This is a genomic window from Calothrix sp. 336/3, from assembly GCF_000734895.2.
Taxonomy (GTDB): Bacteria; Cyanobacteriota; Cyanobacteriia; order Cyanobacteriales; family Nostocaceae; genus 336-3.
Genome location: NZ_CP011382.1, coordinates 3,514,344 through 3,536,298, shown reverse-complemented (window position 1 = coordinate 3,536,298; position 21,955 = coordinate 3,514,344). Strand labels below are relative to the sequence as shown.

Here is a 21,955-nt window from a genome sequence, read left to right as displayed (position 1 = left end):
TTGGTCGCAATGAAAAATAGTGTTTGCGTAAGTTCTATATATTTTTGAGAAATTTCTGAAAAATCATGTCTCCTCGAATCCGCGCACCGGAATTTCCTGAAAAAGCTGCTTGGTTAAATACAAATCAGCCTCTATTTCTCAAAGAATTACGAGGTAGTATAGTTCTGCTTGATTTTTGGACATACTGTTGTATCAACTGTCTACATATTCTCCCTGATTTAAAATATTTAGAACATAAATATCAAGATAGTCTGACGGTTATCGGTGTTCACAGTGGAAAGTTTGATCATGAGAAGGAAGTAGAAAATATTCGTCAGGCAATATTACGCTATGACATTGAACACCCTGTGATTGTAGATAGTGGTTTCCATGTTTGGCAGAATTATGTAGTACGTGCCTATCCCACAATGGTAGTTATAGATCCCCAAGGATATATCGTTACTTCTGTTTCTGGGGAGGGACATCGGGAGTTTTTATCTACAACAATTTCTCACCTAATTCAAGAATATCAAGATATCGCGGTTTCCCAGGAAATAAAGCACACCCCACCCGCGCTGTCGCGCACCCTCCCCTTGTCAAGGAGAGGATTAGGGAAAAACGATAAGCAAACAATAAATTTTCAAATTTTAGAAAATAGTCTAGAAAAACAAAATCAACCATTAATTACACCCCTGGTATTTCCGGGGAAAGTGTTGGCGACGGATATTGGTTTATTCATCTCAGATACAGGACATCATCGCCTAGTCTGGGTTGATTTTAATGGGGATATTATACAGGTTATTGGTAGTGGTAAAGCTGGATTAGTTGATGGTAATTTTCAGTCGGCGGAATTTTCTGCACCTCAGGGAGTAGTTTTAGATCGGGAAAATCACATACTTTATGTTGCAGATACAGGGAATCATGCGATTCGACGTATCGATTTACAGCAGCAAAGCATAGAAACGATTGCGGGAAATGGTAATCAAAATCGCCATATATTTCCCCATGGAGGTGTTGCTCAGATGATGGAATTAAATTCTCCTTGGGATTTGGTGAAAAGTGGCGATCGCCTCTATATTGCTATGGCAGGTTCTCACCAAATATGGGTATTAGATTTACTGCAAAATACCATCCAAACCTATGCTGGTAGCGGTGCAGAAGGTTGTTTTGATGGAGAGCAATACATAGCAGCATTTGCCCAACCTAGCGGTATTACTAGCAATGGTGAGGAATTATTGATTGCAGATAGTGAAAGTAGTAGTATTCGTGGGGTAAATTTAACTACAAATAATGTCAGAACTATTTGCGGAAGTGGGGATTTATATAGTTTTGGAGACAGAGATAGCAATGGAGAAAATGTTCGCTTACAACATTGTTTAGGTGTGGAATTTGCGAACAATTCTCTGTGGATAGCTGATACTTATAATCATAAAATTAAAATAGTCAATTTGCTTACAGGTGATTGTCAAACTATTTTAGGCTCTGGGATTGCTGGTTTACAGGATGGAGATGGGATACAGAGTCAATTTGCAGAACCTTCTGGAATCAGTTTTGAGAATAATTATTTATATGTTGCAGACACGAATAATCATGTGATTCGTCGTGTAGAAATTACATCACTCACAGTTACGACTATGGAATTTCCCAGATTATGTAGCCCAAATTTTTGTTTACCTCAATTATGATTAATATTTGATATTGGCTAGATAATACCAATTCGTAATTCGTAATTAAGAGACTTAGATACAGTCTGGGTTTTGAAGTTTGAATGTGTTGTCGGATTTTAGAGAGTTGGTATAACTCTAGGAATTATGATTTAGAAGCTAAATATACAAATTTTATAAACAGTCATTAAAATCACAAAATACCATGAAACTTTTCTAAAGCTAATTTGTGAATCTCTAAATTGTATTGATAGTTCATTCAAGTCTGATTATCCTTATAAACACAGCAACTTATGAGCTATCGTCAATTATTCATATGAATCTCAAATTGATACCTTTAGACTGTGATGATGTGATACTTTTTGCCAATGATGCTTATAAAGTTAGTCGTTTAAAAGAAATTATTGAAAGACAAATTCGAGGAAAATTACAACGACGGATGTATGAATCAAGCTCCCTAGAACCGGGTGCATCCATGTTAGAGTTTTTAAGTCAGATTTCCTTGGGTAAACAGGTAATTAACTTGATGGAAGTGCAACATCATTATATGATTCATTGTCAAATCCTAAAAGTTGGTAGTCAAGGATGGGAACGGGGAAAATTGAGAATTGAAGTTTGTACATCACCGATTAATTCTCACTTAAATCAAATTTATTTGGAATTTGCACCAGAAGAAATAGTAGAATATGACCCATTACTAGAGGAAATCTGTAAAATTATTCAATCAGAAAAGTAAATATGGAAAAGCAGACTGGGGATATTGGGAAGTATGTGGAGCAGATGGCTTTATTAATGGATTTAAATTTACCAGAGGAGTATCAAGAGAGTGTAATCACAAATTTCCGCAGAATTCAGGAGTTTGCAGAGATGGTAAACGAGTTTCAGCTTACAGAAGAGGTAGAACCTGTCAATATCTTTGAGCCATAATTTGCCTAGTATAGGGTGGCTAAAATAAACCACCTATTCTAATATTCTAAATTTCTGAAACACTTGCAGCAAAGTAATTACGAATTACCTTAGCTCTCCCGCAGGGAGCATTATGAATTACGTTAGCGTAGCTCTCCCGAAGGGAGCATTACGTTAGCGTTAGCTCTCCCGCAGGGAGCATTACGAATTACGAATCCTTACCATCTACAAATCTCTCAATTATGCAACCAGTTGATATTCTGATTCTTTCTAATGGTCCCGGTGAAATCACAACATGGGTACGTCCTGTTGTCAAGGCATTACGACAAGAATTAACAGAGGAATACAACTCGCTAGTCAGAATTTCTGTAATTTTATCACCCTGTCCCAATGCAAGCGGAAAAGAAGCAGAAATTGCCCTATCTTATCCAGAAGTGGATCGAGTGCAAGGGGCAGATAATTTTTTATCTTTTCTCCTGTTGGGTAAAACCCAAGATAATTGGAACTGGAGAAATCAAGGTGTAGTGATTTTTTTGGGAGGTGATCAATTTTTTCCAGTAATTATTGGCAAAAGATTAGGATATCGAACTATAGTTTATGCAGAATGGGAAGCCAGATGGCATAATTTAATTGATAAGTTTGCGGTGATGAAACCGGAAGTTATAGATAATGTTGCTGCTAAATATCACCATAAATTTACAGTCGTTGGGGATTTAATGCGCATTGGAGAGTTAGAAAACTCCAGTCAAGATAATATTGATGCCACAGAAATCATCGGTTTATTACCAGGTTCCAAAGCTGCCAAATTAACCCAAGGTGTACCCCTCACCCTAGCTGCTGCGGAATATATTTATCATAAAAGACCAAATACCAAGTTTATTATTCCCGTCGCTCCCACCTTAAACTTAGAAACCCTAGGCAGTTTTGCAAATCCAAAATATAACCCCTATATAGATACTTTTGGTGGTGTTTCGGCAGAATTAATTTTACCTGCTCAAAACTTAAATTCTGATTCTATAAATATTCCCCGATTGCATACCAAAAATGGTTTAGTTGTGGAATTGATACAGGAAAATCCTGCCTATCAACGACTATCACAATGCCAAATTTGCTTAACTACCGTTGGTGCAAACACTGCGGAATTAGCTTCCCTAGGAATACCGATGATTGTTTTGTTACCTACTCAACAAATAGATGCTATGCGTGCGTGGGATGGTTTACCAGGACTTTTAGCTAATTTACCAGGGGTAGGTACGATTTTTGCGAAGTTAATCAATCGGCTATTCCTATGGATATTATTACAGCGTAAAGGTTTGTTTGCTTGGCCCAATATTTGGGCAAAATCAGAAGTTGTACCAGAGTTATTGGGAGCGCTCAAACCAGAAGATATTGGAGAAATGGTATTAGATTATTTAAATCACCCCGAAAAGTTAGCAGCAATGCAGGAAAAATTGCACAGTATTCGTGGGGAAGGGGGTGCTGCAAAGAAATTAGCTAGATTGGTGAGGGATGAATTATTTGGGGAAAATAAATGACACAAAAAAGAGAGGCTCCAAGGGAACACCTCTACTAGAATCTATTTATTACCCAATTCAAGCAATACCTAATACCCTCCGTAAAACTACTTGGTCTTCCAATTTCACCCTCAATCTACCCTTTTCAATATCTCGAATCCAGCTTTGACTTTTACCTGCTAACTTCGCTAACTCTCTTTGTGACAGGTTGAGATTTTTCCTTGCACGGATAATTTGCTCTCCGATTAAGTCACTGGTGGTGCGGGTTTTGCGGCGATTTTTGGATGTGCGTTGTTTTTTCTCCCCTTCTAAGGTTTGCTGTTCCCAATCTGGGGGGATTTCAAAGGATAAAATGCGTGCATTCATTAACAAATTCCACTTACCACGGGGTGCAACGTCTGTGAGTCTTGCAGCTGAACTTCCGTCGTTTGTCCAAAATTCCAACGCTTCGTCTGGATCTTCAGGAATATCAATGGATTTTGCCCATAGGGGTTGAATGGTGATGGGATAGGTGACGGGATCGAAAGTAGGTTTCATCCCATGTTCGTGGAGAATTTGTAAATCATGCTCAAAGGTTCGCAACAAGCGCTTACGTTCTTCCCTTTGACGAAAAGCAACGGCAATTTTAGTTTCTCCATAGGCAACTCGCATCAGGGTGGGTACGGTGATACGTTGCTCCCTTCCCATCTTAGTTTTAAAGAGTAGCCACAGCATCAGTCGGGCTGTACCTTCGTGTTGCTGCCATATACTCATAACAGTGGTGAGTAAAGTTTTGGGCAAACTACCGTATTGATAAAATGCTGTACGTTCTTTACACGCAGCTCTATTCAGGAAATATTCTGCCCAAGCTCCTGCTTTGATTTTAAAGGTTAAGCCCACTAGATACTTGCATCCTAAATCATCTTCCTGGAAATGATGCTGCATGGATGTGAGTTGCCAGAGATGACTTTTATCGATGGTAAAACCTTTGACTCTACCCTGTTGTGCCCATTCTATAGTGGTGACTAGGGAACAGACTTGCTGCACTAGATTTTTAATCAGGGTGAGTTTGGTGGTTTTACTTAAGTCTTTGCGTCTGTCTAAACCGAGATACTTTTCGATTTGACGTTCATCGATGGTAAATTCCTGTTCCCAGGGTATATCTAGGGCAGTTGCATGGGCTGCAAAAATTAAATGTATGCAAGCTGCGCGAATATCTAGGGCAGAAATCCCACTAATATCACTGATGTATTCATTACTACTTAAGTTTTTTTTCAAGTGGAAGGCGATCGCCCCCTTTCCTTGATTTACCTGTCGTCGGTAACAGAGGTTGCCATCTGCATCTAGTTCCCAGGGTAGGGAGCTACGTTGTGCCAATACATTACAAGCTTCCCAAATGGCGATCGCGGATGCAAAGGGATTACTCTTATTATTGGCAAACAAATCTGGGCTAGTAATTTCCCTACTTTCAACTTTACATCTACCTTTTTTAGCTTGCCAGGGTATGGGAGATTTGTCTGGACAAGCGACAACACATTGTGGTTCGGGATAATAGCCCTCACAATTGTTACATAAACAAGGGTCAATCCAGTATTCATCATTTTCAATTTTGATAGCACCCACTGGACATTGGGGACGACAGTTGTCACATCCAACGCAATTAATGTTAGGAATTGTATAAGGCATAAGGCTATTGCCACTGTAATCGTTGAGATGTCTCGCTCAAATTTCCCCTGGATGTGTCCTAGAATTTTCCCCTCAGCGCCATTGAAGAGTTGATAATTGATTTGAAATTTTTCATAATTTCCATAATTTCAATTATCCCATCTTCACCGCTTTGCCACCTGATTCACCGATATCTATAGACTGATTACAGTATGTATTAAAAGCAAAACTTTCAGATAAAAAGAATAAGACGATACTTTATCTTTTATCTGGTTTTTCTTTTTTTACAATATGTTTTACTAGGTATCTCGATGATTCCTATAATAGAGTATCGGCATAATTACCCACATCCATCTCTATTTAGATTTGCGATTATGTTGCCAAGTTTTCATTTCTGAAAAGCTCATCAAATCCAACTTAATTATCTATAATTTTCATAAACGGTTTCTCCGGTTTGTTCATCACGAGCTAAAGCTCCTTGATTGATATTTTTTGAGCATATATTTACGAAAAGCTCAAATCAAGCAGAATTCATAAATCAAAATACCACAGTTAATCACTAAATTTGTTTAACTGGGAAAGCTTATATGCTTTGGCAAATTGAAATCTGCGGCAGTGTTTTTCAACAATTCTCCCATTCAATATGATTAATGAATGTTATGAGTCTGATTATTATTTAGGAAATTATGTTTCCTCTACATTAAAGATAATTTTATTTTTATCAATATTTTTAGTCTATTTCTCATTTTTTGCATCAGTACAATGCCTAAAATTTCGTTAATTTACTCACAGATAATTATTCTGATTTACGTGCCATATTTTGATACACATCATAAAATCAGTATTTTCAGCCTAATTTTTGGTAAACATGAATGGTAGTATTCATCTTTATTACAAATCTATGGCAATTATAATTTTATTTATTTTCTGAGAAAGACAGGTAATAAAACTTATATAGAGAACGACAAGAATGTCTATGGATTATTGTTTAATTTATCAAAGATGTCAGAGAGATATTAAGTTATGAGTCGGGAACTCTTTTGTAATTTGATAGTTGAGAAAAATTTTAATTAATTCTCAATTTTAAATATCAGCTATTTTAGGAATTAAAGGTTATGTTTGAACAATCAAAAGATAATATTAAGGTTATGTTAGTGTGAGCGCTCAGAAAATTTAGATGTGAGATTGTCTACTGCTTAGATTCTATTCAAATCTCGGCAGTGTTGTAATTTGGGGGTTGAAAGCATTCCCAATCTACCCCAACCTACAATTTTCTATCTTGATAGTTAAACGAGCCAAGACTCTAAGGAAGAATATCATTTGAGGTAATTATCATGGCAGTACTCACAGGATTAACTTTTGGTGGTAAAACTTGGACACCAAAATTTGTGAAAGCAATTGATCAAGAAAAATGTATCGGTTGTGGTAGATGCTTTAAAATTTGCGGACATAATGTTTTAGCCCTGAAAGCAATGAACGAAGAGGGTGAATTTGTTGAAGATGAGGATGATGATGAAATTGAAAAGAAAGTCATGACCATTGCTAATGCTGATAATTGTGTTGGTTGTGAAGCTTGTGCCAAAATTTGTTCTAAAAATTGCTATACCCATGCAGAATTAGACCAGTAATGGGGATGGCTTTTATGCTGTCAACAGAGCTAGTATTGTTCTCACAGAAGTAGATATCACTAGCAAGATGTCAAGAGGGGTATAGATGAAAATTTCATGATCACAGGTAGCAAAAATATCTGTAATCTCATGGATTGAACTTCAATAAACTTGAAGAAATAAAGATTCATCTAGCAATATCTAAATGTTCTCATTAAACAAAATCGTAAATCCTATATGTTCTTCCTTAAACAAATTCATCTTGCTATCGTTATAGAGCTTCATTTGGGCTGATAAGACCATACTAGCTCTGTTTTTTTTTGCATAAAAGTTATTTATATAACATATTTTTTGCTAATTTACAGGCATTTATTTAGAGTCGTAGAAGGTTAAAACATATTTAAATTTCCCCTATTTTATTTAATATAACCTGAGAATTAATATAGTTAATCTGTTGGACATTTACTAATTGTTAATTAATAGATATTTATACCTATTAGCAATTAGTGAAATTAATGTGTGATAGGTTGTTTATAGCATTTCCCAAGCTTTCGGAATTACACCCCACCCGCGCTGTCGCGCACCCTCACGCCAAGGTGAGGGTTGGGGAGGGGTAATTTTATATCTCACCAGAATGGGAAAGACTATATCCTCCCCAATGAATAACAACCTAGGAAGAATCAGCAAAAAAGTTGTGAACGATGGGTGAAAATTTAGCTCATTTCATCACCACTAGCACTACTGACCGATGACCAATCATGTAACTTTACAAAGTAGGTCTGTATGCAACCAATTCCTGTACCATTAATAACCTTGGTTGCTGGGATAGTAATTACTATTTTTAGCTACTGGTTAGGACAAAATCATGGTCTACTACCGCTACAAGCTTCCCAACAAGCACCCTTAGTAGATGGATTTTTTAATTTGATGTTCTCCATTGCCACAGCATTATTTATTGTGGTGGAAGGAACAATTTTGATGTTTGTATGGAAATACCGTCGTCGTAGTGGCGATAATAGCGACGGTGTACCAGTTGAGGGTAGCATTCCCTTGGAAATTTTTTGGACAGCGATTCCCACAATTATTGTTATTTGCTTAGGCATTTATAGTGTAGATGTGTTCCAGCAAATGGGAGGTTTGGATACTCCGGGACATCTGCATACCAGTCACCATGGGACACCGGGAACCGCAGTTGCAGCGACAATGAGTGGTACTACCAACGCAGATATACCTAGTCAACCCAAAATTGGTTTAGGTGCAAATCCCAATAACAGCGACAAGCAACCGGATGTGTTGGTGAATGTGACGGGAATGCAGTTTGCTTGGTTGTATGAATACCCGAATTTGGGTGTAGGAGCTGGGGAATTACACGTTCCCGTCGGTGCAGATGTGCAATTAAATTTGTCTGCAACGGATGTGATTCATTCTTTTTGGGTTCCACAGTTTCGGATTAAGCAAGACGCGATTCCCGGAGTACCCACCCAGTTACGGTTTGTTGCCACTGTACCAGGAACCTATCCCGTAGTTTGTACAGAGCTATGTGGTGCATATCATGGTTCTATGCGATCGCAGGTGGTGGTACATACCCCAGAAGATTTTCAAAATTGGGTGACTGAAAACAGTATTGCTCAAGGTACAAATAGCCGAAATACCGTAGCAGTCAATCCCTTAGAGTTATCTAACTCCGAATATCTCGCATCCCATACTCCAGGAATAGGAGTGAGTGGGGAAATGATCAGTCATTTGTTAACAGAAAACTGAGCAAATAATCACCATGACATTACAAATACCTCTGAATGATTCTTCAGGGGAGTCTAATTCCTCGGTAACTGGACATCACCAACCAGCTTGGAAATGGTATCACTATTTTGGTTTTAACGTTGACCATAAGGTGATTGGGATTCAGTATTTGGTGACAGCATTTATCTTCTATTTGATTGGGGGATTGATGGCGATCGCCATGCGAGTCGAGTTAGCGACACCCGATCCTGATATTGTACAGCCAGACTTTTACAATGCGCTGATGACTAATCATGGGACAATCATGATTTTTTTATGGATAGTTCCCAGTGCCATTGGTGGTTTTGGTAATTATCTCGTACCCTTGATGGTGGGTGCAAGGGATATGGCATTTCCAAAATTAAACGCGATCGCCTTCTGGTTAAACCCGCCAGCAGGTGCTTTAATTTTAGGAAGCTTTTACTTTGGTGGTTCCCAATCGGGATGGACAGCATACCCACCTTTAAGTTTAGTGACTGCTCACCATGCCCAAACTATGTGGATACTTGCCATTGTTTTGGTGGGAACATCCTCAATTTTGGGTTCTTTGAACTTTGTAATCACCATCCTGAAGATGAAAGTTCCCAGTATGAAATGGGATCAACTACCCCTATTTTGCTGGGCAATTTTAGCAACATCTGTACTCGCTTTACTTTCCACCCCTGTCTTGGCAGCTGGGTTAATTTTACTGCTGTTTGACCTGAATTTCGGCACATCCTTCTTTAAACCCGATGCAGGTGGCAACGTTATTATCTATCAGCACCTGTTCTGGTTTTATTCCCATCCAGCAGTGTACCTGATGATTTTGCCAATTTTCGGGATTATGTCAGAAGTTATCCCGGTTCATGCACGCAAACCGATATTTGGTTATAAGGCGATCGCCTACTCTAGTTTAGCCATTTGTGTCGTCGGTTTATTCGTCTGGGTACACCATATGTTCACCAGTGGAACCCCCGGATGGATGCGGATGTTCTTCACGATTTCTACCCTGATTGTTGCAGTACCCACGGGGGTAAAAATCTTTGGTTGGGTAGCAACTCTCTGGGGTGGTAAGATTCGTTACACCACCGCTATGCTGTTCGCCATCGGTTTACTTTCCATGTTCGTCATGGGAGGATTAAGCGGTGTCACCATGGGAACTGCTCCCTTTGATATCCACGTTCACGACACCTACTACGTTGTTGCTCACTTCCACTATGTGCTATTTGGTGGTTCTGTGTTTGGCATTTACGCAGGTATCTACCACTGGTTCCCCAAAATGACGGGCAGAATGTTAAATGAGTTCTTGGGTAAAATCCATTTCATTTTGACATTTATTGGTACAAACCTGACTTTCCTACCCATGCACAAGCTAGGATTGCAAGGAATGCCAAGACGGGTAGCGATGTACGATCCACAATTTACCCACCTCAACGAACTTTGCACCATCGGAGCAATTATCCTCGGTGCATCTGTTATACCCTTCACCTTAAATATTCTCTTCTGTTGGGCATTTGGACGCAAAGCAGGGGATAATCCTTGGAATGCTCTATCCCTGGAATGGACAACCTCTTCCCCACCTCTAGTAGAAAATTGGGAAGTTTTACCTGTCGTTACCTACGGTCCCTACGAGTATGGAATGATACATGATACTCGCCATGAGACAGAAACGATAATTCAACTTTCTTAGTATTTTTGGGGTAATGGGTAATGGGTAATAGAAAAATATCTTTCCTGACTCCCACAAACCTTTCCCCCTTCTTCCCCTTCCCCACACAAAACTATGACAGTCACAGGTGTCGAACATCATGAGGAACACCAAGATTTACGAGTCTTGGGTTTATTAGCGTTCCTGTTTTCCGAATCTCTGATGTTTGGTGGGTTTTTTGCCACCTTTCTGTATTTTCGTAATCTTTACTCGACTTGGCCCCCCGAAGGAACTGAGGTAGAGTTACTTTTACCTGCTATTAATACCTTCATTTTGGTTTCTAGTAGCTTTGTGATTCATTTGGGTGATGCTGCCATCAAACGAGGTGATGTGGCAGGAATGCGGAAATGGTATAAACTCACCGCCATCATGGGAATTATATTCCTTGTTGGTCAAGTTATCGAATACCTTACCCTAGGTTATGGGTTAACAACCAATGTCTTTGCCAATTGTTTCTATGTGATGACAGGTTTCCACGGTTTACACGTATTCGTGGGAGTACTATTGATACTGGGTGTGATGCGGCGATCGCACCGTCCCGATCATTATAGTGCTAGCAAGCATACTGGCGTGGAAATGGCGGAAATTTACTGGCACTTTGTAGATATCATTTGGATTGTTCTCTTCACCTTAATTTACCTTTTGGCATTTATTTAGATTTGTAAGCCGGGTGATAAACCCGGTTTAGTTTATTATGAATACATCTCAATTTTCCTGGTACCAAGTCCCAGATAATATCAAAGAATTACTCATTCTGGCTGCTGAGACTAGTGACAATCCTGAGAAAGCAGAAAATTATCTAAATCAAGCTTTATCCCAATCTCCAGAATCCTTAGATATTCTCATTTCTGCTTACAGATTCTTTTACTATAAATATAATTATCAGGCAGCCTTGAAAATTGCCTTGAAAGTTGTTGAGAAAATCCAAGTCTCCGAAAATTTACCCCAGGAGTGGGAAAAATTAAAATTAGTCATCACTCACAATAAAGAAAATCCTCAGATTCGACTATATATAAATGCCTATGCCGCATCGGGATTAATTTTAGCTAAACTAGGAAAAGTAGAGGAAGCTAAGGAAATATGTCAACAAATTCAAGAAATAGATAGCCAAAAAGAATTTGGTACAGCTAGCATCTTACTGGATATTCTGACTCGTCCTCCAGAAGAAGAGTGATAATCTAAATTTTGGAAATATCAGAATTTAATTTTGTACATCAATGATGATTTTTTTAATTGGTAAGTTACTCTGTATCTCTACATCTCTATTTTATTCTGATTCCATTACAGTAATCTTTTTAAGTAGGTAAGCATCAATAAATAGAAGTTTCATGATTAATAAATCAATTGCTTACTAGCAATCTCATTATATTTTATAGTTACTTTGCCCAACTACTTAATTCAGTTATTTTATTTCAAAACTATTATTTTCTTCTAATTCTCTGCAAGGTCATTTTCCCAAATCTATGCAATCTCAAGATTACTTACTTACAGGAAACGGTAAATATCAAACTTGTCAAAAACCCAGAGAATGGAACTTATTACGAGAAAATTACCGACTCTATCGTTTTTTGACAGAGTTAGAAGATATCCTCAAAGATGCAACAGATGAAAGTCTACATCTTGCAGAAATTAGGATGTTAGTACGAAGATTAATCGTTAACTCTTACTGGGTAAGGAGTCAATATCCAGAACCTTGTCAACAAACAGGAACTTCTGTTCTATTACTATATGATGAGTTAGGTTTTCCTTTCACAATTCAAACAGTCACCTTTACCCCTGGGACTAAATCTAATATTCACAATCACGGAACTTGGGGAATAGTAGCTATTTTACAAGGGCAGGAAAAAAATACATTTTGGCAGAAGATAAATGACAAATCCCAAGCTGATAAGATAGAAAAAAAGGGGGAGTTAATTTTATCTCCTGGTGATATTATTAGCTTTACTTCCGATGCTATTCATTCTGTGGAAGCAGTGGGTGATATTCCCACAGTCACTTTTAATTTATATGGAGAAACAAGTCCAGAATCTCGGTTTGCATATAATCCCTTAGATGGTACTGCCAAAAGATTTTAAGCTGGAGATTGATATGTAATTTATATCCGGGTATCAACTCAGTTTTGTGGATTATCTAACTGAGTATAGTTCTATTGCTTGAGTAATCAAATCGACTTATTTATCATAAATTAATTGGAATATATTATTTTTCCAATTTCTCTCCAAATTTATAAAACCTCAATCCAGAGATTGTAAGGGCAGATTTACAAATATGCTTCAAGCATTCACGAGTATCTCTTGAACCCACCCCTAACATTTTGTGAGAAATATAGCATTTCTCCAGCTATTGAGGTATCTCTCAAAACCTAACCTATAATTGATAGGCTAAAATACTAGGTTTTGTATCTTAGAAAATATTGTAGAAATCTATTTTGTAAATTTTGATATTTTTTCTATTTGCAAAATGAATTTAATTTATTAGAATTTTAATAGAGGAATAGGGTTAACCTCAAGAACCTGTTAATAAACCCTCAGCAATGGCTTATCGGAAGCTATTTGCTCTAATATAAATATCGCTGCAAAAGTGATTTGTTTAGATGTAATGGATGAGACATCTAAATAGAACGTGCAAAAAAATAGTCGCAATTGGACAAACTTTCAGCGCTGCGTAAATCATGATTAAGAAAGTTTGTGAAGACTAGTGACAGAAGATAAATAATTCAGGAGATGATACCATGGCGCGGGTAATTTTTTATGAAAAACCTGGTTGCAAAAACAATACCAAACAAAAAACCTTACTGACTGCTGCGGGTCATGAAGTTGTCTCTTTTAGTATTATCACCGAACCTTGGACAATCGATAGATTAAAATCATTTTTTGGCGATCGCCCCATTGTCGAGTGGTTTAACCGTGCCGCACCTAAGGTACAATCGGGGGAAGTTAACCCTGAGCAGGTGGATGCTCAAACCGCTTTAGTGATGATGTTGCAAGATCCCTTGTTAATTCGTCGTCCGTTAATGGAAGTTGGCGATCGCCGAGAAGTCGGTTTTGATGTGGAAAAAATAGATGCTTGGATCGGATTACAATCTAAAGATTCCACCCTGCAAGAAATTAGCAACACCCTGAAAAGTCAAGACTTACAAAGTTGCTCCCACAAACATGGTGAACATCACCAAGGTGCAGGTAAAGGGAAGTGTCAACACTAGACTGATGAGTAATGAGTAGTAAGTAATGAGTAGTGAATTAAACCTTGAAACCCTTATGGGGTGAGAGGTGTTTCCAATTCACATCAGAAGTGACTTTTAAATAGAAGCTAGTAGTTCACAAAGCATACTTTTTCTACTAAATGAATCTTCGTATACTGCCTACTCATTACTCCCTATGCAGCAATTTTATCTTGGTTAAGTACTAAGGGTAAGTAAGGGTAAGGGGAAATCATGCTCTTAACCTTTACCCCTTCCAGAATCTTTTCATAAATTTCCCGGCAAACAAATCATGGAGCAAAACGTAGAAACAGGGAATAATGAAGAGTGTCAGTAAGGTAGCCAGGGAAAGTCCGGAAAATACGACAATACCTAGGGGTTGGAGAAATTCTGAACCTTCACCGATACCAAGAGCAAGGGGAAACATACCGAGAACTGTAGTAATTGTTGTCATCAGTATGGGGCGCAGACGTTGGGGTGCTGCTTGAATTATGGCAGTACGGCGATCGCACCTTTCCCGCTCACGAATTTGATTGGCTAGCTCCACCATAATAATGGCGTTGTTAACAACGATACCTACCAAAAGTACCGCACCGACAATAACTGTTGCCCCAATGGCAGTTCTGGTAACGAAAAGCCCGAAAATACCCCCAGCTAGGGCAAGGGGAATAGTAAACATAATTACCAGTGGGTCAACTAGGGAGTTATATTGCACCGCCATGACAACAAAGACAAGAAAGCTGGCTAAACTTCCCAACAACCACAGGGCATCTTGCAACTGACGGTTAGATTCTTGGGCAGAGCTAGGAATCAGGGAAACACCAGCAGGTAATTTCACCTGGGCGATCGCCTGTTCAACTTGCTGCAAAGCTTGGCTTAAACTGCCATTCTCAGCTAAATTTCCAGCAATAATAAATACCTGGCGCTGATTGATACGCTGAATTTCTCCAGGGGCTTGGTCTTCAATGATACTAGCAACATCACTGAGACGTACCTGACGATTGTCAGTGACAAATAGGGGTAATCTTGCCAACTGGGAAGCATTTTGAATTGATTTTTCATCTAACTGTACTCGCACATCAACCAAGCGGTTGCCTCGTTGTAGCTGGGTGGGAACACTACCTTCAATGGCAGTTTGTACCGTTTCACCAATATCTTTAGTTGTTAAATTCAGCTTGGAAAGCCTTTCCCAGTCGGGGCGAATTTGAATTTCTGGTTGTCTGGCATCAGCATCGGGGCGAAATCTCGCGGCGGTAACTTTTTCTTCTAAAGCTGCTAATACCTGCCTCCCTGCCCGTTGTAAACTTTGAGTATCACTACCTTGGAGCATGACATCAATTTCTGCCCCTCGTACGGGAGAATTATTGAGAATTAACCCTCGCACCTGCCCAGGGGAAAGGCGTAAACGGATACCTGCTAAATTGAGCTTGTTTAATTCCTGGGTAACACGCTCTACATAGTCGCTGACATTTGTACCTGGTTTGAGGGTGATATTTGCAGAACTCCGTAGGGGGTTACTGATAGTGTTGCTACCAAAGAGGAAACCGCCAATTGTCGAGAAACTATATTCTGTTTCTGGCTGTTGAGCAATAATTCGATCCACCGCAGTCATAACTTTTTTGTTTGTTTCCAGGGGTGTACCAGGAGGAAACAGAGCAATTAAATTGGCTTGCCCAGTGTTGATGCGGGGCAGAATTTCCTGGGGAATTTGGGGAGAAAGGATAAGACTCATCCCACCGAGGAGAGAAACAGCGATCGCCACTACCCAGATTCTCCACCTTAACACCCAGGCTAAGAATCTTTTATAGCCTCCCGTGGCAGCATCAAAGCGCTGATTAAATCCTCGTAGCAACCAAAAGTTTTCTACACCACTAGATACTTGCCATGCCAACATCCGGGAAGTTAACATCGGTACCACCGTCACGGCAATCAAAATCGAAGCAGCAACGGCAAAGCTGATAGTGAGAATTAACTCATTAAATAGCAGGGAAATAAACCCCCCAATCAGCAAAAAGGGTAACACCGCCACCAGGTTAGTACTAGTGGAAGCGACTAAAGCAGATTCCACCTCCTGACTACTTTTTTCTGCTTGCCGGAGAATTTTGGCTCCACTGGAAACAGATGATGATTTCACCAATGTTAAATAGGATTCTCTCCCTACCTCTTTTTCCCTCTCCTCTTCAGCTTTCCCTTCCTTGATTCCGTCGGCAATATTTTCTAGCATGACGATGGAGTTATCAACTACGATACCTACCCCTAAAGCCAAGCCACCTAAACTAAAAACATTCAGAGATAAACCAAATAACCCCATGAGGATAATTGCCGCTAGGGTAGCTAGGGGTATGGCAAGCACAATGATAAATGTTTGTCGTAGGGAACCCAGGAAGAGGAAAACCGCGATCGCTGCTAAGAGGGAACCAATTAAACCGGAGCTGGTGACATTACTAATAGAATTCTGAATAAACCGTGACTCATCGAGGGTAGGAATCAGCACAACTTCCTCAGCAATCAACCCAGATTGTCGCAATTCCTGAATGCGTTTTTTGACTCCCTCCACCACGGTAATCGTATTCGCGTCTGGTTGCTTTTGAATGCTAACTTTGACTGCTTCCTTGCCATTCAACAAGACAAATACCCGTTGCTTTTCTGTACCATCAATGACTTGTGCAAAATCCCGTAGGTAAACCCGACGCTTCCCTAGGGTAAGGTTAGGAGAAAAGTTATCACCCGTCTGACTGTTTGAGGTAGTAGAGGTACTCCCAGTTGTGGCAAAGGAAAGATTATTAATTTCCTCCGCACTCTTAAACCTACCCACGGTACGGGTAAGAGGTTCGGAATTACTGCCCAAAATTCGTCCCCCAGAAATATCCTGGTTGCGATTCTCTAGCTCATCCAGAACATTTGTTAACCCCACCCCCAGAGCTTGTAAACGATTCAAGTCGATGTTGACGCGAATTTCCTCATTTACCGCCCCAGAAACATCAACCCCTGCTACCCCAGGAACAACTCCTAACTCCCTTGCTAATTCTTCCTCAGCAAATATCCGTAAATCTACTCCTCGTAGTTTGGGAGAAGTTAGTGCCATTTCGTACACTGGCTGTTGCGAAGGGTCAAATTTAAATAATCGTGGCTCCTCAATAGTATCCGGTAGCTGGTTTCTTGCACGATTAAAGGCAGCCGTGGCATCGTTTAAAGCTTGGTCAATATTACCACCGGGTTGGAAAAATAAATCGAGACTGATTTGTCCTTCCCTGGTTTGAGAATATACCTGCACAACTCCTTCCGTGGCGGAGAAGACTTCTTCCAGAGGTTTGGTAATTTCATCTATTGCCACTTCGGGAGAGACTCCGGGAGCTTGCACTCGCACACCAATACGCGGATAGGTAATCGATGGTAGTAAATCGACAGGGAGTTGATTAATAAAAAATACTCCCATAACAATTACTGCCACCGTTAATACCAAGGTGCCAATATGCTGACGAATAGATAGGGTACTGAGACTAAAGCCGTTGTTCATAATTAGGCAAGGGAATAGGGGAAGGTTAGGCAAGCAATAATTTATTTAGTTAAATAACTTCGCTCTCAGTCAAAATAGCAGCCTGGAAGCAAAAAATAGAACAAAATTACTACTATTGATTTTGAGCGTCAAAGAATTCACTTGCTTTCCGAAAGTATAGATAGGCGAACAGTATCCCCATCCTTGAGGGGTTTGCCACTGCGTACCACATATTTCTCCCCCGCTTCTAACCCAGAAAGAACAGTGACTTTGCTATCAGCGCGATCGCCTAACTTGACTATTCTTTGTGTAACTTGGGGTTTTTCTGTACCTTCGGTGACTACGAAAACTTTGCCCTGGGTAGTGGTAGGGTTATCTCCCGGATTATTTCCCGGTTTTCTTTCTTCTTCTGCTTGTTGCAGGGCTAACTCTGGAATTACTACCTGCTCGGTTTGGCTACTTTGAAAATTCACACGAGTCAGTAAACCGCTACCAATTTTACCGTCAATATTTGGTATGACAATTTCCACAGGGATAAGTCGAGAAGTCGAGTCTGCGGCAGGAGAAATTCTAGTTACAGTACCGATATATTTTTTGTCGGGGAAAGCATCGAGAAGCACTTGCACCGATTGTCCTTGGGTAATATTACTGAGTTCAAGCTCAGAAACTTCGACTACTACCTTGACACGACTGAAGTCACCTATTTTGAATATTTCATTTCCTGGGCGGAGTAAATTACCTGGCTCTGTAATTTTTTCTAAAACAACACCATTAATCGGAGAAGTGAGACGAGCATAGGATTTTCTTTCCCTGGCTTCATCTACCACCGCAGCTTGGGCAATCACCCTACCCTTAGCAGCAGCAACTGCTTGTTGTTCTGTACGTACCTGTTCTACAGCTGCTCGTAATGCTTGTATAGATGTACTAGCTTTCGTTCTTGCCTGCTCTGCCATTTGTTGGGCGATCGCCCCTTGTTTATAGAGCTTTGTGAGTCTGTCGGCATCTGCACGATTTTGTAATAATTCCAAGCGCGATCGCTCAAATTGAGTACGGGCATTACTGACTTGATTTGTTGCCCTTGCTACCTCTGACTTCAGGGCTGCCAATTCTGCCTCCGCTTGATTTAGTGATGTTTTTAACAGTGCATCATCTACCTGTCCCACAACTTGTCCTTGCTTGAGGTTGTCGCCGACATCTACATTTAAGGCTAAAAGCTGCCCTTCGACTTGCGATCGCAAAGACACGATACGAAAGGGTGCAGTGGTTCCTGTATATTTCAGTGACTGTTGTAAAATTGCTTTACGTGCTACTGCCACATCCACAGCAGTCGTTCTATCTCCTTGTTCTTGCCGTGCTGTCGCTTTGTCTTGGGATGTTCCACCACAACTAGATAAAACTATACCTATACCCAAAATTACTAGCCAAGCCATAGATAGATTGAGCTTTGTCAAAATTATCGAGAAAAAAACAGACTTAAGTGATATTTTCGCTTGTATTCCATCCCCAATCATTGACTTTGCTCCTAGTGATTTTCGGCAGCATCCCCTGTTCTGAATCTTAAATGAAAATACAGAAATTTTCTCGTAAAAGCTTTTGGGAATTAACTTTGATGACAAGCATTTAGTTTAGCTAGGATTTATCGGTTCAACTTCACCAAAAGATTTGCATAGAGATTCTGGATTGATTTCACAGTCAAAGATGGGAAATTTAGACTCTTCAGAGACTCTTAATTCATCAGCAATAAATTTTACTTAACTTCATAGTCAATATAAGTATAAAATATCGCCTATTCAACTTAATGTAATATCTCTAAGGACTGAGATTTATGCAATGGAAGTAGTAAATTTACTATAGCTCTCAGTCAAAGAGAAAAGATAAAACGATGCAGTATCCTTGAAATCTCCAACCCAGGGATGAACAAATTATCAATACCCTCAGACCAAGATACAGTGAGAGTATAAGGACTCGGATAACTCTTCGGCTATTTTCACTCCTCCCCCTAGAAAAATGTAACTAATTTATCAGCACATTCAGAGAAAATTAGTTTAAATTAAGAAAAGTAAACAAGTATGGCATTTGAGATAGAAGTGTGTATTTATCTCTCAAAATCCCAAGATGCTGTAAATCCCCAATTCAGGGATTAACCAGTGAAATGCCTATATCCAGTGAGGAAAACTACCAGTGACATCAACCTTACAATTGCTACAAGTTCAGGAAGAATCTCTGATTGCAGAATTTTTTCAAAAATCCGTTGGTCAATGGCGCTCAGAAAGGCGCTACTACACACTTCTGAAGGATGAAACTAAAGAGATAGTCAGTGACTTGAGGATTCGTTATCTGCATCAGGGATGTGAGGAATTACTGACTCTGGCAAAAATGCATGAATTATCTGATACAGAAATTTTAACCACTGGTGTGGAAGTTAGCTGGAATAGTGACAACACTGAGACGGGCAAAAACGAATCCCAAGGTGTAACCTTATTTGGGGCTTTAGGAAATACTTTGTACCGCGATCGCGGTTTTGCAACGACTAAACCAATTACTGCCACATACTACTTGCCCAACTCTGATACTCTATGTCTGCGAACTGAATACAACGGTTCTGTCTTTGAAGAAGAACTCAAGTTAATTGGTAGCAAGTATCGCACCCGTCAAACTATCATTTCCCGCGCTGGTGAACAGTTAATGATTGGGCAATATCTAGAAAAGAAGATTGGGTAATAGGTAGTGGGTGATGGGTGATGGTGAACAAAAACCCTTCTCCCTAACCCTATTCTTGATTCTCTTCCACTGTTTCCTTAACTGGTAGGGGTTGGGATTTATTCTCAGGTTCGGAGGTAGGTACTTCCTTGGTGGGAACGACTACAGAAGAGCTATCTGGTTTCTGATTATCGGTGCTAGGAATCACCACAGAGTTAGCTGGCGATGGGGTGGAATTATTACTTGGAGTAGTTATACCAGCTTCTCGTTGTTTTTTAATGATTTTTAGCTTTTGCACCAAACTTGGCGAGCTTGTGGCTTTTGGTGTCGAGTTATTTGTATCTGAATTATCTGGATTGAGGCGATCGCTGCCTGTTCCGATATTATCTTTTCTAGTATTATTTATATCTCTTTGAGTCGGTATTTCCTCGCGATTACGACGAGAACGTTTGCGCCGGGGAATAGTACTTGTATTTGCCGCAGTTTCTGCGTTGGCTGGTGTTGCAGTTTGAGTTGGCACGCTATGCACAGAGGGGGGAAAATCGGCGGTAGGTTGGGTTGTATTCTGTTGTTCAGTGGTATTAGAAACAGCAGGTTTTTTGGTGATCATACTAGCAACAGTAAAGCCAGCAGTGGCAGCCAACATCGCCACACCTGCACCAATCATCAGTTTAGGATGCCGGAAAAAACCAGAAGAATTGGCAGGCGATCGCCCTTGCTTAACTGGTGCATTGACTCCTCCTTGCTGCTGGTAAATCTGTTCTGCGGCTTGCTGGGCAGATAAATCAATTGTGGCAACGGTATGGGTTGGTACGACTCGTAACATAGGTGTCACCCCCACCTCTGGCAATAACTTTAACCATTCCCCGACGGTGGATGGACGGAATTTTGCCTCAATTGCCATACCTCTCATTACAGCTTGATTTGCCGCAGCAGTGATGTGGGGTTGCAGTTCGCGGGGTGATGGCATTTGTTGGCGATCGCGCAGTAAAGCTGGCATGGGAACTTGTCCAGTCAGCAGTGCGTAAAGGGTGGCAGCTAAACCATAAACATCCGTTGCTGGCGATCGCGGTGCTTGGGATAGGTACTGCTCTACGGGGGAATATCCTTCGGAAACCATCCCTGTGTGAGTTTGCCGCACTCCACCGTTATACTCTCTGGCAATGCCAAAATCTATCAGCACAACTTCCTGAGTACCTTGGCGCAGAATAATGTTATCTGGCTTGACGTCCCGATGGAGCAAACCATTTTGATGCACAACTTGCAGGGCGGCAGCAATTTGGCGAATATAGTGGATGGCTGTGACTTCTGGCAACGGGACACTGGGTAGGACGTAGGATTCCCCTAAAGTCTCACCGGGAATATATTCCATCACCATGTAGGGTAATTTGTCTTCCAGGAAAAAATCACTGATACGGACAATATTGGGATGGATACAAGTCGCTAAACGTCTGGCTTCGTCTTGAAATTGACGCTCAAACTTGGGAAAATCTGGGTGCTGTCGCAATTTCTCATTCAGGGTTTTAATTACCACCACTTGCTTAAGGAAATGGTGTGTAGCTTTGAACGTAATACCAAAGCCACCTCGACCGATTTCTTGGTCTAAGGTGTATTTTCCACCCTGCAATGTTGTACCGATTAGCATAGATTTTGCACTTGGAAATTAGGGTTTGAGCCAACTCACTTTTATAGATTGTAAATGAGACGACAGCGATCGCCCCACATCTGTTTCAAAATTCCCTCCAGGCAATTACATGTCATTGCCATGGTTTATGATAAA

General features: G+C 40.1%; 16 protein-coding genes. 12 read left to right on the top strand and 4 right to left on the bottom strand.

Annotated elements, in window-relative coordinates:
- Positions 1-65 precede the first annotated feature (65 nt).
- From IJ00_RS14880 to IJ00_RS14865, 4 genes are all read left to right on the top strand, one after another.
- Positions 66-1,664 carry a thioredoxin-like domain-containing protein gene (locus IJ00_RS14880; protein ID WP_035154239.1) on the top strand — a complete coding sequence of 533 codons (1,599 nt, stop codon included), beginning with the start codon at positions 66-68 and terminating at the stop codon, positions 1,662-1,664.
- Positions 1,665-1,959: 295 nt separating this feature from the next.
- Complete coding sequence (locus tag IJ00_RS14875; RefSeq protein WP_035154237.1) at positions 1,960-2,379, top strand: KGK domain-containing protein; 420 nt, start codon at positions 1,960-1,962, stop codon at positions 2,377-2,379.
- Positions 2,380-2,381: 2 nt separating this feature from the next.
- Entirely contained in the window at positions 2,382-2,570 is a 189-nt protein-coding gene (locus IJ00_RS14870; RefSeq protein ID WP_035154235.1) for a DUF4089 domain-containing protein, read from the top strand.
- 221 nt (positions 2,571-2,791) lie between these two features.
- Complete coding sequence (locus IJ00_RS14865; protein ID WP_035154234.1) at positions 2,792-4,084, top strand: hypothetical protein; 1,293 nt, start codon at positions 2,792-2,794, stop codon at positions 4,082-4,084.
- A gap of 57 nt (positions 4,085-4,141) precedes the next feature.
- Here the strand turns inward: IJ00_RS14865 and IJ00_RS14860 are convergent, their stop codons facing one another.
- Positions 4,142-5,728: a helix-turn-helix domain-containing protein gene (locus IJ00_RS14860; protein WP_035154232.1), complete on the bottom strand. Its 1,587-nt coding sequence runs from the start codon at positions 5,726-5,728 to the stop codon at positions 4,142-4,144.
- 1,313 nt (positions 5,729-7,041) lie between these two features.
- Between IJ00_RS14860 and fdxB the strand changes: the two genes are divergently transcribed.
- The 7 genes from fdxB (at position 7,042) to IJ00_RS14825 (ending at position 13,982) form a co-directional block, all read left to right on the top strand.
- Positions 7,042-7,335, top strand: coding sequence for a ferredoxin III, nif-specific (gene fdxB / locus IJ00_RS14855; RefSeq protein ID WP_035154230.1), 294 nt, complete (start codon positions 7,042-7,044; stop codon positions 7,333-7,335).
- Positions 7,336-8,097: 762 nt separating this feature from the next.
- Positions 8,098-9,075 carry a cytochrome c oxidase subunit II gene (locus tag IJ00_RS14850; RefSeq protein WP_035154228.1) on the top strand — a complete coding sequence of 326 codons (978 nt, stop codon included), beginning with the start codon at positions 8,098-8,100 and terminating at the stop codon, positions 9,073-9,075.
- A 13-nt stretch (positions 9,076-9,088) separates the two neighbouring features.
- Positions 9,089-10,762: a cytochrome c oxidase subunit I gene (ctaD, locus tag IJ00_RS14845; RefSeq protein ID WP_035154226.1), complete on the top strand. Its 1,674-nt coding sequence runs from the start codon at positions 9,089-9,091 to the stop codon at positions 10,760-10,762.
- A gap of 93 nt (positions 10,763-10,855) precedes the next feature.
- Positions 10,856-11,437, top strand: a complete 582-nt coding sequence (locus IJ00_RS14840) for a heme-copper oxidase subunit III (RefSeq protein WP_035154224.1) — start codon at positions 10,856-10,858, stop codon at positions 11,435-11,437.
- 37 nt (positions 11,438-11,474) lie between these two features.
- Positions 11,475-11,954, top strand: coding sequence for a hypothetical protein (locus tag IJ00_RS14835; protein WP_035154222.1), 480 nt, complete (start codon positions 11,475-11,477; stop codon positions 11,952-11,954).
- A 289-nt stretch (positions 11,955-12,243) separates the two neighbouring features.
- The gene (locus tag IJ00_RS14830; RefSeq protein WP_035154220.1) at positions 12,244-12,855 is read left to right on the top strand and encodes a cupin; all 612 of its coding nucleotides are present in this window, start codon (positions 12,244-12,246) and stop codon (positions 12,853-12,855) included.
- A gap of 656 nt (positions 12,856-13,511) precedes the next feature.
- On the top strand, positions 13,512-13,982 hold the full coding sequence (locus IJ00_RS14825) for an ArsC/Spx/MgsR family protein (protein WP_035154218.1): 471 nt from the start codon (positions 13,512-13,514) through the stop codon (positions 13,980-13,982).
- A gap of 244 nt (positions 13,983-14,226) precedes the next feature.
- Here IJ00_RS14825 and IJ00_RS14820 read toward each other — a convergent pair whose 3' ends face one another.
- Positions 14,227-17,496, bottom strand: coding sequence for an efflux RND transporter permease subunit (locus IJ00_RS14820; RefSeq protein ID WP_035154216.1), 3,270 nt, complete (start codon positions 17,494-17,496; stop codon positions 14,227-14,229).
- 137 nt (positions 17,497-17,633) lie between these two features.
- Entirely contained in the window at positions 17,634-18,986 is a 1,353-nt protein-coding gene (locus IJ00_RS14815; protein WP_035154215.1) for an efflux RND transporter periplasmic adaptor subunit, read from the bottom strand.
- A 670-nt stretch (positions 18,987-19,656) separates the two neighbouring features.
- Between IJ00_RS14815 and IJ00_RS14810 the strand changes: the two genes are divergently transcribed.
- Positions 19,657-20,196: a phycobiliprotein lyase gene (locus IJ00_RS14810; RefSeq protein WP_035154213.1), complete on the top strand. Its 540-nt coding sequence runs from the start codon at positions 19,657-19,659 to the stop codon at positions 20,194-20,196.
- Between the two features lie 49 nt (positions 20,197-20,245).
- On the opposite strand, the gene IJ00_RS14805 is transcribed toward IJ00_RS14810, so the two are convergent.
- Positions 20,246-21,820 carry a serine/threonine-protein kinase gene (locus tag IJ00_RS14805; RefSeq protein WP_035154211.1) on the bottom strand — a complete coding sequence of 525 codons (1,575 nt, stop codon included), beginning with the start codon at positions 21,818-21,820 and terminating at the stop codon, positions 20,246-20,248.
- Between the last annotated feature and the right edge of the window lie 135 nt (positions 21,821-21,955).